The sequence below is a fragment of the Parasphingomonas zepuensis genome (assembly GCF_036663735.1).
In the GTDB taxonomy this organism is placed as follows: domain Bacteria; phylum Pseudomonadota; class Alphaproteobacteria; order Sphingomonadales; family Sphingomonadaceae; genus Sphingomonas.
In genome coordinates, this window is the sequence record NZ_JAXOJO010000012.1 from 14,160 (window position 1) to 28,926 (window position 14,767).

10 protein-coding genes are annotated in these 14,767 nt (G+C 64.9%); 1 reads left to right on the forward strand and 9 read right to left on the reverse strand.

Going from position 1 to position 14,767, the window contains the following annotated elements; all coding sequences use genetic code 11:
* Nucleotides 1–6: 6 nt before the first annotated feature.
* Nucleotides 7–2,301: a patatin-like protein gene (locus U1769_RS24665; protein WP_332720819.1), complete on the reverse strand. Its 2,295-nt coding sequence runs from the start codon at nt 2,299–2,301 to the stop codon at nt 7–9.
* A gap of 37 nt (nt 2,302–2,338) precedes the next feature.
* Complete coding sequence (locus tag U1769_RS24670) at nt 2,339–3,034, reverse strand: endonuclease/exonuclease/phosphatase family protein (protein WP_332720820.1); 696 nt, start codon at nt 3,032–3,034, stop codon at nt 2,339–2,341.
* A gap of 221 nt (nt 3,035–3,255) precedes the next feature.
* Here U1769_RS24670 and U1769_RS24675 point away from each other — a divergent pair, with 221 nt between their 5' ends.
* The gene (locus U1769_RS24675; protein WP_332720821.1) at nt 3,256–4,287 is read left to right on the forward strand and encodes a DUF475 domain-containing protein; all 1,032 of its coding nucleotides are present in this window, start codon (nt 3,256–3,258) and stop codon (nt 4,285–4,287) included.
* A gap of 9 nt (nt 4,288–4,296) precedes the next feature.
* Here the strand turns inward: U1769_RS24675 and U1769_RS24680 are convergent, their stop codons facing one another.
* The 7 genes from U1769_RS24680 to U1769_RS24710 all read right to left on the reverse strand — a co-directional run bounded on the left by U1769_RS24680 (nt 4,297) and on the right by U1769_RS24710 (nt 13,974).
* Nucleotides 4,297–5,793 carry a tryptophan halogenase family protein gene (locus U1769_RS24680; protein ID WP_332720822.1) on the reverse strand — a complete coding sequence of 499 codons (1,497 nt, stop codon included), beginning with the start codon at nt 5,791–5,793 and terminating at the stop codon, nt 4,297–4,299.
* A 16-nt stretch (nt 5,794–5,809) separates the two neighbouring features.
* Nucleotides 5,810–6,838: a cupin-like domain-containing protein gene (locus U1769_RS24685; RefSeq protein WP_332720823.1), complete on the reverse strand. Its 1,029-nt coding sequence runs from the start codon at nt 6,836–6,838 to the stop codon at nt 5,810–5,812.
* 20 nt (nt 6,839–6,858) lie between these two features.
* Nucleotides 6,859–7,575 carry a SapC family protein gene (locus U1769_RS24690; protein ID WP_332720824.1) on the reverse strand — a complete coding sequence of 239 codons (717 nt, stop codon included), beginning with the start codon at nt 7,573–7,575 and terminating at the stop codon, nt 6,859–6,861.
* A gap of 152 nt (nt 7,576–7,727) precedes the next feature.
* Nucleotides 7,728–10,895 (reverse strand): TonB-dependent receptor, encoded by a 3,168-nt coding sequence (locus U1769_RS24695; RefSeq protein ID WP_332720825.1) that lies wholly within the window; start codon nt 10,893–10,895, stop codon nt 7,728–7,730.
* Between the two features lie 311 nt (nt 10,896–11,206).
* Entirely contained in the window at nt 11,207–12,520 is a 1,314-nt protein-coding gene (locus tag U1769_RS24700) for a dicarboxylate/amino acid:cation symporter (protein ID WP_332720826.1), read from the reverse strand.
* A 10-nt stretch (nt 12,521–12,530) separates the two neighbouring features.
* Entirely contained in the window at nt 12,531–13,304 is a 774-nt protein-coding gene (locus U1769_RS24705) for a gamma-glutamyl-gamma-aminobutyrate hydrolase family protein (protein ID WP_332720827.1), read from the reverse strand.
* A gap of 28 nt (nt 13,305–13,332) precedes the next feature.
* Entirely contained in the window at nt 13,333–13,974 is a 642-nt protein-coding gene (locus U1769_RS24710; RefSeq protein WP_332720828.1) for a peroxiredoxin, read from the reverse strand.
* Between the last annotated feature and the right edge of the window lie 793 nt (nt 13,975–14,767).

The following is a 14,767-nucleotide window of genomic DNA, read 5'->3' on the forward strand; positions in this document are numbered from 1 at the left end:
CCAGCCTCAGCCAATTTCCTTGCGCAGCGACGCCATCATCGCGGCAATGGCCGTCAGCTTCGGCTCCTCCTCGTCGAGGATCGCGAGGAAGGCGGCGCGCTTGATCGCGGCGACGCGCCCGGGCTTCAGGCGCGCATTGCCGGTGAGCGAGGAGAGCACGATGTCGATCATCCGCTCGGCGCCGTGCAGCCGGCCCCAGAGATAGTCGTTCTCGCGATAGGCGCGGCTGAAAAAAGCGCCGAACGCGTTGAACTGGATGCCCTTGAGCGTGGCTTCGGCGCCGCCGCCGCGGATCGACTTCGCATCGTCCGGCGCGATGCGATCGACCTTGATCGGATCGAATTCGTCCAGGCCCTCTCCCTGGAGCAGCGGCAGCGTCGCGACGTCGAAATAGGGGAAGCCCAGATAGGTCAGCAGGATCGGCCGCTTCACCGCGCGGGCGAGGCCGGTAAAGGCTGTGGCGAGCCGTTCCTCGGTCGCCGTATCGAGCCGTTTCAGGTCGAGCGATTCGGCCAACCTGTCGAGCAGCGGGCCGGCATCGCCGCGCAACGACCGGACTTCCTTGCAGAGATGCGCATGGCGCTCGGTACGCTTGCATTCGAGATAGTCGGCGAGCGAATCGTAGATCGCGTCGCGGATAGGGGCGAGCTCGGCCTCCTCATGCTCGCCTTCAAGCTCGCTCACGCGGCGTGCGAGCAGGCGCAGGCGGCGGATGCGGAAGCCGAGGTCATAGGAGCGCAGGAAGCCGATCGTCGTGGCGCTCGCGCCATCCGAGAAGCTGGGTTTCAGATCGTCGAAGCCCCGTGCGCTGACCGCATCGGCGATATGGCTGCGGATTCGTTCCCAACGTTGCGGGCCGGGCTCGGCGCCGGCAGCGTAAAGTAGCGAGGCGATCGCCTCGACCACCCCCGCGATCTTGAGATGGCCGTACGCGGCATAGCCATAGCCGGCGCTTTTCGCGGCGGCCGCCTGGGCCCGGGCGCGCCAGTTGGCGAGGCGCCCGACCGTGGGCGAATCGAGGAACAGGGTGTAGCCGAACAGGTCTTCGACCTGGCTCTCGACCTCCTGCCGGATGCTCGCGACGATCGTTCGCATCCGCTCGATCGTGCGCGAGCGCGCCGCGATATCGTCGAGATTGTCGCGGATCGGCTGCTGGCGCGGCAGCTCCGAGATCGCGCCAAGGATCGTCTGGAAAAAGCCCGGCGCCTCTACGTTGGAGGAGCCGAAATGGATCTTCGCCCCGGGCGAGGGATCGATATAGACGAAGCGCCGATCGATCTCGCGGCGTGCCGGCCGTTCCCGCAGCGCTTCGATCGCCGGGCGGAAGGGCGCGTTGGCGAGCACCGATCCGTCGATCAGCACGGCGTGATCGGCGGCATTCGCGGCGAACTGGCGCGGCAGGATGCGTTTCAGGAAATCGGCGCGGCTCGGCCAGGCGACCTTGCGCTGCTCGAGCACCTTGTCGAGTTCGCCGACCATGAAGGGCGGGAAGGCGCCGGGGAAGCTGGAGGTCGAGCGGGCGGCGAAGGTCAACTCGGCCGGGTGAGCGAGCGTATCGGTCGCGAAGCCGTGATCGCTGAACGGCACGACCAGCCGGTGCTCGGTCTCCACCACCTCGGGTGGCGAATTGAGAGTCAGGCGTTCGGGGTGGCCGCGGAAATCCGTGACGGTGACGAACAGGTCGAGAGGCTGGCCATCGGGCAGCAGCCGCGCGCCGCGCGGAGCGGCCGCCATGGCGTCGAGCGCGTCCAGGATCAGGCCGGAGAACAGTGCGCCGCCAAAAGGTGGTTCGAACCAGCGCGACCGGACGAAATGCGACAGCTTGGACCGTACCTCGTCGCGCGCGCCGGCCTCGACCAGTTCGTCGATATCCTGCGCGCTGCGCCGCGCCGCCATCCAGGCGATCGGCAAGGCCCAGAATTTCGACAGCCGGCTCGATGGGGCCTGTTCCGGATCGATCAGTGCCTCGACGTCAGCCGAATCGAGCCACAATTGCGTCAGGGGTTCGAGCGACTGGCCGGTCGAGATCGCCTGGGCGAGGAACACGCCGTTGATTCCGCCCGCGCTGGCGCCGGCGATGATGTCGACCAGCACGCGCATCCTGAGCCCGGTCTCGTCCTGGATCTCCTGGAGCAGGTCGCGATAGACGCCCTGGCTGCCGCTCGCCGGGGTTTCGCCCTTGTGAAAGGCCTGGCTGGCACGGGCGAGGCGCCAAATCTCCTTGGTGATGCCGTGCATGTAGACGGCAAGGCTGATGCCGCCATAGCAGACGAGCGCGAGGCGGATTTCCTTCTCGCGCATCAGTGGATCGACCGTGCCGGGTGGGTGGCCACGGGTCTCATTTCACCTCGACCATCGCCCAGATCGGCAGATGATCCGATGCCTTGCGTGCGGTCGCGCTATGGTGGACGCCGCAATCGGCGACGCGCAGGTCGGCCGAGACCATGATCCGGTCGAGCCGGGCGACGGGACGGCGGACATGGAAGCTCGGGCCGGTCGGGGCGAAGCTGTAGTCGCGGCCGAAATCGCGCAGGCAGCCGGATTGAGCGCTCCATTCGTTGAGGTCGCCCATCAGCACGGTCGGGCGCCGGGTGACGCTCGCATCGACATGGGCAAGGATGGAATGAGCCTGGCGGCGACGCCACAGGCCGGACAGATCGAGATGCATGCCGACGATGCGGATCGGCACGCCGTCAGCCCGTACGTCCGCCATCACGGCGCCACGCGGTTCGAGCGCGGGGAGGTGGATCGGCTCGCAATCCAGCAGGACCGAATCCTTGCGGATCAGCAGGACGTTGCCGTGCCAGCCCATGCTGCCCGCGTGCATTCCGAGCGGGACGGCTTTCCAGGGGCTGTGTTCCTCAAGCGCGTGGAGCGGGATCACCCCCGCCTTTGCGCCGAAGCGGCGGTCGGCCTCCTGCAGCGCGATGATGTCGGCGTCGATCTCGCGCAACACGTCGAGGATGCGGTTGGGATCGCGGCGGCGATCGAGGCCGACGCCCTTGTGGATATTGTAGCTGGCGACCTTGATCATGTGCCTTGAGGTAACGCCGATCCGAGAAAATGGTGCCGGCGGGCCGGCTGGTGCGGGTGTGGACGGCCGTTATAGGCTCCGGACCCGAGCGGCCAAGCGCAATAATTGCCGCGCGCTTGACCGGGATTGAGATTATTTCCGGGACACAGGGCATCCGCTCGGGCATTCGCCGGGTGGGGGTCGCTCCGGTGTCCGGGGCAAAGTGGGAAAGCTGCGAATCGATGTTCAGTTACTTCAAGGGCGCATCCTGGTTCACGCTGGTCTGCCTGATCCTGGCGGCCTGGCTCGGTTGGACGACCACCGGGACGATCGGTGGCCTGATCGCCACCCTGTGGATCGTGCTGGTGCTGGGCGTGCTCGAGATTTCGCTGTCGTTCGACAATGCGGTCGTCAACGCGACGGTGCTGCGCGACATGGATCTGGTGTGGCGCAAGCGCTTCCTGACCTGGGGCATCGCGTTCGCGGTGTTCGGCATGCGCGTGGTCTTTCCGCTCGCGATCGTGGCGATCGCGGCGGGGCTCGGCCCGATCGACACGGTCCGGCTCGCCGCGACCAACCCGGCCGAATATGAGCGCATCATCACTGGCGCGCATATCGGCATCTCCGGCTTCGGTGGCGCCTTCCTGGCCATGGTCGGCCTCAAATTCTTCTTCGACCGGGACAAGGAGGTGCATTGGATCGCGATGATCGAATCGCGCCTCGCGCGCCTCGGCTCGATCAACGCGCTCGAGATCGGGCTGGTCCTGCTTGCCCTGTACGGGATATCGCGGACGCTGTCGCCGGAAGAGGGCGCGACCCTGATCGTAGCTGGCATCTTCGGTCTGCTGGCCTTCATTCTGGTCGAGGCGATCAACTCGCTGCTCGAGCCCGATGTGACCGGCACGGTGGTGCGCTCGGGCCTCGCCGGCTTCCTGTATCTCAACGTGCTGGATTCGGCCTTCTCGTTCGACGGCGTGATCGGGGCCTTTGCGCTGTCCAACAATGTCTTCGTGATCGCGCTCGGGCTCGGCATCGGCGCGATGTTCGTGCGGTCGATGACGATCCTGCTGGTCGACAAGGGTACGCTCGCTGAATATCGCTATCTCGAACATGGCGCCTTCTGGGCGATCCTCGCGCTCGCGGCGATCATGCTGATTTCGGCGCGCTTCGAGGTTCCGGAGGTGATCACCGGCCTGATCGGCGCGGTGCTGATCGGCCTGTCGATCTGGTGGTCGGCACGCCACAATCGCCGCCATCCCGAACCGGCAGACTGAGCGCCCGGCTCAGCCGTCCGGCGCGGCGGAGGGGCAATAGCGGTCGAGAAATTCCTGGTGGGCAGGCATCTTCGCGACGGCGCCGGCGATATTGGCCTTGATGTCCGCCAATGCCAGCTGGAGTTTGCCGGGCGGCATCATGCGCGCGAGATGATGATAGCCCTGCGGCCGGACCCGCTGGCCGAGCATGACCTGCACCCAGGAATCGACGCGGAAGAGCTCGTCCGAATCCTGGTAGGCTTGGGCGTTCTCGCGGAACAAGGCGATGCGCTGCGCCAGCGAGTCCGGGATATCCATCGTCCGGCACTGCCGCCAGAACGCGGAGTCGTCGCGTTCGGTGAGGTGATAATGGAGGATGATGAAATCCCGCACGCCTTCCAGCTCGCGGCGTGACAGGTGGTTGAACCGATCGATCAGCGCATCGTCGAAGCCGTTGAACGGGAAGGATTTCAACAGCCGTGTCACCGCGATCTTGACGAGATGGATGCTGGTGGATTCGAGCGGCTCGATGAACCCGCTCGCCAGCCCCAGCGCGATGCAGTTCTTGTTCCAGACCTGGCGACGGCCCCCGGTGCGGTACCGGATCAGCCGCGGATCGAACAGCGGCTCGCCCTTGATATCGCGCAGCAACTGCGCCCGCGCGGTGTCGTTTTCCATATGCGCGCTGCTGAACACGAACCCGTTGCCCATGCGGTGCTGGAGCGGAATCTCCCAGCGCCACCCGGCCTCGTGCGCAATCGCCTTGGTATAGGGGACGGCCGGGCCCGTGCCCTTGGTCTGGACGACATAGGCACTGTCGGTGGGCAGCCAGTGGCTCCAGTCGTCATAGCCGGTCTCGAGCGTCTGCTCGATCAGCAGGGCGCGGAACCCGGTGCAGTCGAGGAACAGATCCCCTTCGACGACCTCGCCGGAGTCGAGCACCAGCGCTTCGATGAAACCGGTTTCCGGATGCTGCCGCACTTCCCGGATCATGCCCTCGATCCGCCGCACGCCGGCCGGCTCGCAGCTCTCGCGCAGGAAGCGCGCATAGCGCACGGCGTCGAGATGATAGGCATAGCTGATCTGGGCATCCGGCCCCGTGGCGAACTTGCCGGCCCGGGCAGCCTGAAGTTCGAAGCAATAATCGCCAAGCTCGCTGGCCACGCTCCGGGCCCGTCCTTCCAGCCAGAAATGGTGGAAATCGGCCATCCAGGTCGATTTCCCCATTGTGCCGAACGAATGGATATAGCGATCGCCGATCGCGCCCCAATGCTCGAAGCGGATGCCCAGCTTGAAGCTCGATCCGGTGGCCCGCATGAACGCCTGCTCGTCGACCCCGATCAGGGTGTGGAACGCCCGGGTGGTGGGAATGGTGGATTCGCCGACGCCGACCGTCCCGATCTCGTCGGATTCGACCAGGGTGATATCGAGCAGGCCGCCAAGCTGCTTCACCAGCGCTGCCGCGGCGAGCCAGCCGGCGGTGCCGCCGCCGGCGATCACGACCTTCTTCACGATCGGCTTGTCCAAGTCTCTTCCCTCGAGGTCAGCGGTTGAGGCGATTGAGCAATGTGGCGCGCAGGCGTCGCGCGCTGATCTCGTCGAGCGGCGCGAGATTGCCCCGCGCCGCTTCGGGCAGATGCGCGGCGGCGCGGTCGGCCGGCCCGAAGACATAATAATCGAACAGCGCGCGCCAGGCCTGTTTCTCCGGCGCCGGCCGGTCGCGCAGGCTGAGCAGCGCGTGCAGCAGCGTGTTCTGCGGCGTGTCCATGAAGGCGGGGGCGGCGTTCCACCAATAGTTGATCATGGCGTTGAAGCCGTCGAGCGCCTCCACCTGATGCCACCACAGGGCCGGATAGAAGAGCAGATCGCCCGGTTCGAGCTCGGCCACCTGACCGGCGGCCGCCGCCGCCGCGAAGCGCGGATAGCGATCGAGATCCGGCGCATTGATATCGACCATGCTCATCACTTGCCCGCCGGGCGTCGGCTCGAGCGGGCCGGGATAGAGATTCTCCACCTGCTCGGGCGGGAACAGCGTGAAGCGCCGCCGGCCGACCATGCAGCAGGCCATGTTGTTCGACATGTCGTAATGCGCGCAGGCAGTGGTGCGGTTGCCGATCCAGATGCTGACGATCGGCGGGTTACCGCCGAATGCAGCGTCGCCGAGCGCGAGGCGGTTTTCCTGCCGGAGACCTGGCAGATAGGTGTCGAGGTCAGTCGAGCCGACGTAAAAGGAGGGTGCCGGCTCGCCCGCCGGCTGCGCCGCGATGCGATCGAGCACGTCGTCCAGCAGCACGCGGCCGGCATCGAAGTTCATCGTCGTGGCGTCGTCATTGTAGAAAAAGCGGCCATCGATCTCCGGCTGGCCGGCAAAGCCGACGACCGGCTTCCCCCGGTAGAAGGACTTGAGATAGGCGATCGCGCTGGCCGGAGATTCGAGGCCGGCCTGGACCAGCGGCCAATCGCGGACGACGCCCTTCAGGATTGCCGGCTGTTGCGCCGCCATCAACGCGTCGAGCGGTATCTCGCCCGCTGCGAGCCCGTCGATGACAGTGGTTGTTCTTGTAATCCTCATCCTGCGCGCACGCCGATTCCTCAATCGGCTCCTGTCTTCTGGTTCTTCAGGTCGATAAGCCGGCTGACATTGCCGAGCGACGCCGCGGCGTAGAAAGCCAGCCCAAGATAGCCGTCGCGGTTCAGCCGATCGAGCTGCGCCGCATCGAGCTTCGCCAGCGCGCCGCCGCCGATGGCGAAGAGGTCCGGCAGAACATATTTCTTGGCGTCGCTGAGCTCGATCTCGACCGAGATCGGCTCGATCAGCCCGGCCGCCTCGAACGCGGCGAACATCGGGGCGGCTGCCTCGGCGCCGGCATGGATGACGCGCAGGACCCCAGCGACATGCTCGAGATAGGGCGCGTTGCCGCCATGCGGCAGGAACAACGGCAAGCCCTCGGACGCGCTGACGCGGGGATGATCCAGATCGATATGAATCAGCGGCTCGCCGTCCGCCTCGCCGCCCTTTCGCCCGATCAGGAAGGGGCCGCGCTGCAACACGGCAGGAACGTACCGGCCGCGCCAGCCGCTCGCGTCGAGGAACAGATTCTCGTCCCGGTCGAGCCCGAGCAGCGCGATCGCGTACAGTGCGCCGGCCTCGTCCCGACGGAAGAAGATCGGATATTCGCGCTGGACCTCCTCGAACTCGGTGGGGAAGACCAGCACCTGATTGACGCTGTCGCCGAATTCTGCCCCCTGGCGCGCGATCACCCGCACGTCCGGATGGTCGACATTGTTCAGCAGCACCTTGTTGGTCATGCGCGATTCCAGCCCAGACTCATATGCGTCTCGTCTCCAGCCGGCGATGATGGATCAAAGCGCCGGCCCACTCAACTGGAGCGGCACCCGCCCCAGAGGAAAAAGGCCGCTGCGAACAGCGGCCTTTCCCCCTCCCGAACGGATGTTTCCGGTCAGAACTTGAAGCGAGCACCGAGCATCAGGCGCCGGTCCAGCTCCTGCGCGTACCACAGCTCGGTCTTGGCCCGGGCATAGGTACGGACGCTTTCCTCGAGCAGGTTGAGCCCTTCCAGCGTGACCGAGATGTTCTGCGTGACATCGTAGCTGATGTTCATGTCGAGCTGGCCGAACGGCGCCGTGAACTCCGGATTGCGCGAGTCCTGGCGATTGATCCCCGATAGGAACTTGTCGCGCCAGTTATAGGCAAGCCGGGCGGAGAGGCCGTTCTTGTCGTAGATCAGCGTAGCGTTGAACGTGTCGCTCAACCCGAGCAGCGCGAACTGATCCTCGCTCGGGCTCGCACCGAGGTCGAAGCCGACATCGCCCCGGACCATCGTGTAAGCGGCCGAGACGCCGAACCCGGTGTTTCCAAGGAAATACTGACCGGCGACCTCGATGCCCCAGATCTTCGCGTCCTTGTTGTTGATCGGGCGGGAAACCTGGAACTGGTAGAGCGGATCACTTGCGTTCGCAGTCACGTCGAGCGTGTTGTTGATGTTCTGGAGATAGGCCGTGTTCAGGCGACGGTTCACTGTATCGTAGTTCGCGCTGAATTGACTGGTCGCCGCTGCCACCGAACCGGTCTGCTGGATCAGCGCCGTCATGGCGAACAGATTCTCGTCGCTGGTATCGACGCCGAGACCCTGAAGCGCGGTCTTGGCCGAGCCCGAGCGGGTGCCTGGGGCACCCGAGCTGGGATCGCGAAGGCCGAACAGATCGCTGGTGAACTGGCCGCGGCCGATGAAGTTATGCACCCGCTTGTCGAACAGGCCGATCGAGACATAGCTGTCCGGCTTGAAATAATATTCAAGCGAGATGTCGAAATTGTCCGAGGTCAGCGGGGAGAGCCGGGCGTTGCCTGTGTTGCCGCTGGGGACGCCGCCATTGTTGATCGGGCGCGGCGGTCCACCCACCGTGGTGGCGGTGAACAGATCGCTGTAGTTCGGCCGGGCGATCGTCTTGCTGAACGAGAAGCGGGCGATCAGGTTGTCGATCGGCTCGATCTTGAAATCGAAGGACGGCAGCAGGTTGTTGTAGCTGCCCTTGTCCGTGAGGAAGCTGTTCTGGTTGGAGATGACGACGGTGAAGTCGTTGTCCGATACCCAGTTGATCGCCGCCGGGACGGCAACCAGCGAGGTCGATGTCGTCTTGGTGTTCTCATAGCGCACGCCGGCGACCATGCTCGCCTTGCGGCCCGCAATCTCGCCTGACCAGGTCATCTGGCCGTAAGCTGCCCAGATGGTTTCCTTGACTCGGTTGTCCTGGTTGTTGGTGACGCCGACTGCATGGGGTTTGGCTGCGCCCGTATCCAGCCCGACATAATAAGGCGACAGGATGGAATAGATATCGGACGCATTGCCGCGGAACGCGAGCTGCGAGTTGGGATCATTGCCCGGGTTATACTGGTTGAATTTGCAGATCAGGCAGAAGGCCTGCAGCGCGCCCGGTGCGCGCTGCTGCACGTCGCCGGGATTGGTGATGCCCCAGTCGCCCAGCGTCTGCTGCGTGGCGAGGAAAGTCTGGTGCATGTTGGCGGTGCGATAATTGCCGCCGAAATCGAACCGGCTGCCGCCGCCGAGATCCCAGCCGAAATCAGCGCGGCCTTCCTTGACCGTCTGGTCCTGAGTCGACGCAAAGGTGCGGCCGACCTGCGACCCGACATCGTTGATGTCGAGCTGGCCATTGCCACCGCTGCCGATCGTGATGATCTGCTGCGGAATCCCGCCGCTATAATCAACTGAGTGAGCCGACACGACGTTGGCGCCCATGCCGACCAGGGTCGAGCTCTTGCCGTTCGGATTGTCCGGCCGGCTCGACGACTTGCTGATATGGCCATCGAGGTTCAGCGAGAAATTCTCGGCGATGTCCCATTTCGCGTTAAGGCCGTAATCCTGGAGCTTGCTGCGCTGCGCGCGATTCTGCGCCTCGAAGCCCTCGTCCTTGGTGCCGCCCAGCGTCTCGTGAAGATAGGTCGCCGTGGCGACAGTGGGGTTGCCGTCGAACGTGACCACGTCGAACGGCCGGCTGAACCAGTTGGAGAGATCCGAGCGGATCTCCTTCTGCTTGTTCTGCGCGTAAAGGGCGTCGGCGGTCAGCGTGATTGTGTCGGTCGGGCGGAATTGCACGACCGCCTGGCCATTGAAACGCTCGCGCGAGCCCTCCGCATAGTGATAGCGGCTGTCATTGGGGATCGCGACGAGCTGGTTGGCGTTGGTCGGCGCGTTGTTGACGACCGTACAATTGGGCCCTGGCGTGGCCGACGGGCAGACGCCGCCGCCACGGGCGAAGCCGCCGCTCAGGAAGGTGCTGTACGGAATGATATTCCAGTTGTTCGATGTGGCGGCGATCGAAGTGTAGTTACGCTTCTGATAGCTGCCGAACACGGAGACGCCGAAGGTATCGCTGGGGTCGCTCCAACTGAGCACGCCGGAAACCTCGGGCGTGACCTTGGAACCGCAGTCGAGGCAGTCGTTGACGCTGGTATCGTAGACTGCCTTGGCGCCGATGCTGCCGGACAGGCCCGACGCGCCGTCGAGCGGATGGCGCGAGACGACGTTGATCGTCGCGCCGATGCCGCCCGATGGGATGGCGGCGCGGCCCGTCTTGTAGACTTCGAGCGTCTTCACGCCTTCCGAGGCGAGGTTGGAGAAGTCGAAGGAGCGGCTGGTGCCTTGCGCGCCATCGGAATTCTGGTCGCCGCCGACGACGGAGACGACCGAGGTTGCGAGGGTGCGGCCATTCAGCGTGACCAGATTGTAGTTCGGGCCGAAGCCGCGGACCGTGACCAAGGCGCCTTCGCCGTTGGTGCGATTGATCGACACGCCCGTGATGCGCTGCAGCGACTCGGCCAGGTTGGTGTCGGGAAATTTGCCGATGTCTTCGGCGGAGATCGCATCCACGACGCCGGCCGAGTCGCGCTTGATCGCGATCGAACGCTCAAGGCTGGCGCGGATGCCGGTGACGACGATGTCCTGCTCGGCGGTGTCGGCGGGCGAGTCGGCGGCAGTTTGGGAACCCGGGTCAGCCTGCGCCAGTGCCGCTCCCGGCACCATCAGACACACCGCAACCGCGATCGCGGACGTGGAACGCGCAAGCGCAGACGAACGGCCAAAGCTTTTCATATTCACCCCTCCTGATCGGCACGCTCTTGCGGCTGCCGGCACTGTTTTTAGCGAGCAAACATCGTGCTGCTCGATGGTAACGCTACCATAGTGTCTGACGTTGTCAACTGGGATCGCGTGACGAATTTGCGGGCGATAAAACCAAAATGAACCCTGTTTGTTGAACTGCCTTCCGCAGGCCGATTCATGTTAGCGCACGCAGCATGAATTGCCGCAGTGCGATATGCCTGATGCGCGGCTGGCGCAGGGGCACAACCCGCGTTGAAGCGCTTCGACCGGCGGTCATTCGATGGTGATTCGCCAGCTTTGCGTTAGTGGCCGAGCAGGCCCGCGTTTCCCGCGACGACGGGTAGGGACGAGTCGCTCTCAAGCAGCGCGTTCCGTTGCGCAACGATGAGCGGCACCAGCACCTGACCGGCAACGTTGACCGCGGTGCGGCCCATGTCGAGAATCGGATCGATGGCGAGCAACAGGCCGGCGCCCTCCAGGGGCAGGCCGAGGGTCGACAAGGTGAGGGTGAGCATCACCAGCGCACCGGTGAGCCCGGCGGTCGCCGCGGAGCCGAGCACAGAGACCAGGGCGATCAGCAGATAATCAGTCGGATGCAGCGCGATCCCATAATATTGCGCGACGAACAGGGCGGCGATCGCCGGGTAGATCGCGGCGCAGCCGTCCATCTTGGTCGTGGCGGCGAAGGGAACGGCAAATGCCGCATAGCTGCGCGGCACGCCCAGCGTTTCGGCCGCCGCCTCGGTGACGGGTAGGGTCGCGATCGAGGAGCGGGAGACGAAGCCGAGCTGGATCGCCGGCCAGGCAGCCGCGAAGAACCGACGCGGTGCGATGCCATGCGTCAGCAGCAACAGCGGATAGACGACCAGCAATACGAGCGCGAGACCGAGATAGATCGCGCCCGCAAAGGCACCGAGCGCCGACAGGGACGTCCAGCCATAGCGTACGATCGCACTACCGAGCAGCGCCGCGCTGCCGATCGGAGTCAGGCGGATCACCCATTGCAGGATGCGCCTGAACAGCGCGAGCGCCGAGGCGTTGAGCGCGAGGAACGGCGCGCCGGCGTCGCCGATTCGCACCGCCGCCACGCCGATCGCGATCGCTACGACGATCACCTGCAGGATGTTTAACGACAGCACCGTCTTCGGCACGCCATTGGTGAGGGTGGTGGTGGCATTGAGGCCGAGGATATTCGCCGGCACCAGCCCGCGCAGGAAATCCAGCCAGGAGCCTGTCGTGTCCGGGCGAGTCGCGGCCAGCGAATCGACCCCGGCGTGCAGGCCGGGCTGGACGATCAGGCCGAGTGCGATGCCGATCGTCACTGCGATCAGCGCCGTGATGGCGAACCACAACAAGGTGCCCGTGACGAGCCGCGCCGCATTGTCGAGCGTGCGGAGCGCAGCGATCGAGGCGACGATCGCGGTGAAGACCAGCGGCGGAACCAGCACCTTCAACAGCTGCACGAACATTTCGCCGACGATCCGCAAGGTTTCGCCCAGCGCGCCGGGCGTCCCGCCATCGCCGAGCGACCGGGCGACAAAACCGAGCGCGATGCCGGCCGCCATGCCCAGGATCACCTGACCGCCAAAGGGCAGCCGCGCGGGCGACCCGGTCATGTGTGGCGGCTCATTGGCGCTGGGTGGCAAGGGACTGGCCGATCAACCCGAAGAAGGCGCGGCTGGCGATGCTGCGCCCGCCATCCCATTCGGGATGCCATTGCACCGCGAGCACATCACCGCCGCAGGGACGCGCCGAAAAGGCTTCGACCAGCCCGTCATCTGCGGCAACCGCCTCGATCCGCAATCCGCCGCCCAGCCGATCGATCCCCTGGCGGTGAATCGAATTGACCGAAAGGCGGCGCTCGGTCGTGGTGGCGGCGAGCACGCCCTCAGGGGCCAGATCCACGTCATGATAATGGTCGAACAGCGCTTCATAAGGCGTGCCATCGTCGGCGGGACGGTGATGTTCGTCGCCCAGGTCGCCGGTCAGCGTGCCTCCGAACAGCACATTCAACTCCTGCAGGCCGCGGCAGATGCCGAATACGGATTTGCCGGCTTCGATCATCCGCCCGGCCAGTTCGAGCGCGACTTCGTCGCGCTGTTCGTCGAGCAGCGCATCCCCGGCGCAAGGCGCGCCATAGCGCGAGGCGGCGACATTGGAGCGCGAGCCGGTCAACAACAGTCCGTCGAGGCGCCCGACCAGCGACGCCGCGTCGCAGGCGCTGGCCACGGCGGGGATCAGCACCACGGTGACGCCGGCATGGCTGACCAGCGGCTCGATGAACCGCGTGGCGACCGCCTGGATCGGGCGCTCCGACACTTCGTTGCAGCACAGCACGCCGATTACCGGCTTCGCCACGCAATCGCCTGCGTTGGTCCAGCGGCGCGTGAAAGTCGTCATGCGAACTTTTTCCGGGCACGGCACGGCATCAATCTGCGCCCTGCGGTTGAGCCACGGTACGCAGATAAGGCGTGTGCTCGGTCCAACCCTGCGGGAAGAGCGCCCTGGCCGCATCGTCGGTGACGGAGGGAAGGATGATCACGTCTTCGCCCTGTTGCCAGTCGGCAGGTGTGGCCACCTTGTGCCGGTCCGTCAGTTGCAGGCTGTCGATGGAGCGCAGGATCTCGTCGAAATTGCGCCCGGTCGAGGCCGGATAGGTCAGCGTCAGCCGGACCTTGCGAGCGGGATCGATCACGAACACGCTGCGGACCGTGGCGGTGTCCGACGCGTTGGGGTGGATCAGCCCAAGCAGGCCGGCGATGCGGCGGTCATGATCGGCGATGAGCGGGAAATTCAGCGCGACCCCCTGAGTCCGGGCGATATCCTCCGCCCAGGCGTGATGCCGGTCGACCGGATCGACCGACAGGCCGACCACCTTCACGCCGCGCTTGTCGAATTCCGGCTTGAGCCGCGCGACCGCGCCGAGCTCGGTCGTGCAAACCGGCGTGAAATCCTTGGGGTGGGAAAACAGGACCACCCAGTCGGTGCCTGCCCATTCGTAGAAGGAGAATGGCCCGATCGTGGAATCCTGGGTGAAGTCGGGAACGCTATCCAGCAATTTGAGCGACATTGGCACCTCCTGCACGCGATTCGCCTAATGTCCTCTCATTCGATAGGAATTGGTGCGAAGAATTTTTATCCGGGCTGAAAGGCGGGGACGGAACGATGGAAGCGGGGGCTGCGTCGTGCGTGCTGTTTAACGCGCAGGAACGCCGCGCGTACGGTGCGAGCGAGGGCGCTATCATATGCCACCGCCTCGCCCCTGCGCGATCGATGTCGATCTATCGCATGTTCCGGCTGAGTGGCTGGCGGAGTGCGGTTCCGATTCGCACGAACTCTGCCCGATGTTCGAACGCAGTCGAGGCCGTGCGCACCGGCGCGCGGCGCTCACTTGTGTCCGGACCGCCCTCGCAGCGGTCTCAGGGGAGCGGCGTTCCGCGAAAAAGGTGATCGGGAGGAGAATGTCCGGAACTATTTTGCCGAATGCTGATCCGAAGTCGAAAAATCGCGTTTTTAGCTGTTGACCGCTCAGAACCCCTTCCCTATATCCCCGCCTCCGGCAGCGAACCACCTCGGTTCGGTTGCCGGATCCTCACACGCCGCAAGGCCGATCCCGCGAAAACGGGAGTGAGGTTAAGACCTTAATCGAAGGTATCGGATCCAGTCCTAGGATTGGAGCCCATGCTTTCGTCTTTGGTTGTTGGATCGTTTGGGCCTGGATCGTGAGATCCGGGTTGGGGCGTTCAGCTCTTTGACATTGTTGGTTAAGATGAAGGGACATGTGGGCGGCGGCCCCGGGTCTGGCATTCAAGGTGTCAGTAGCTCGGTTAAATTAGGTCGTTACTCGCAAGTCCTTCACGTAT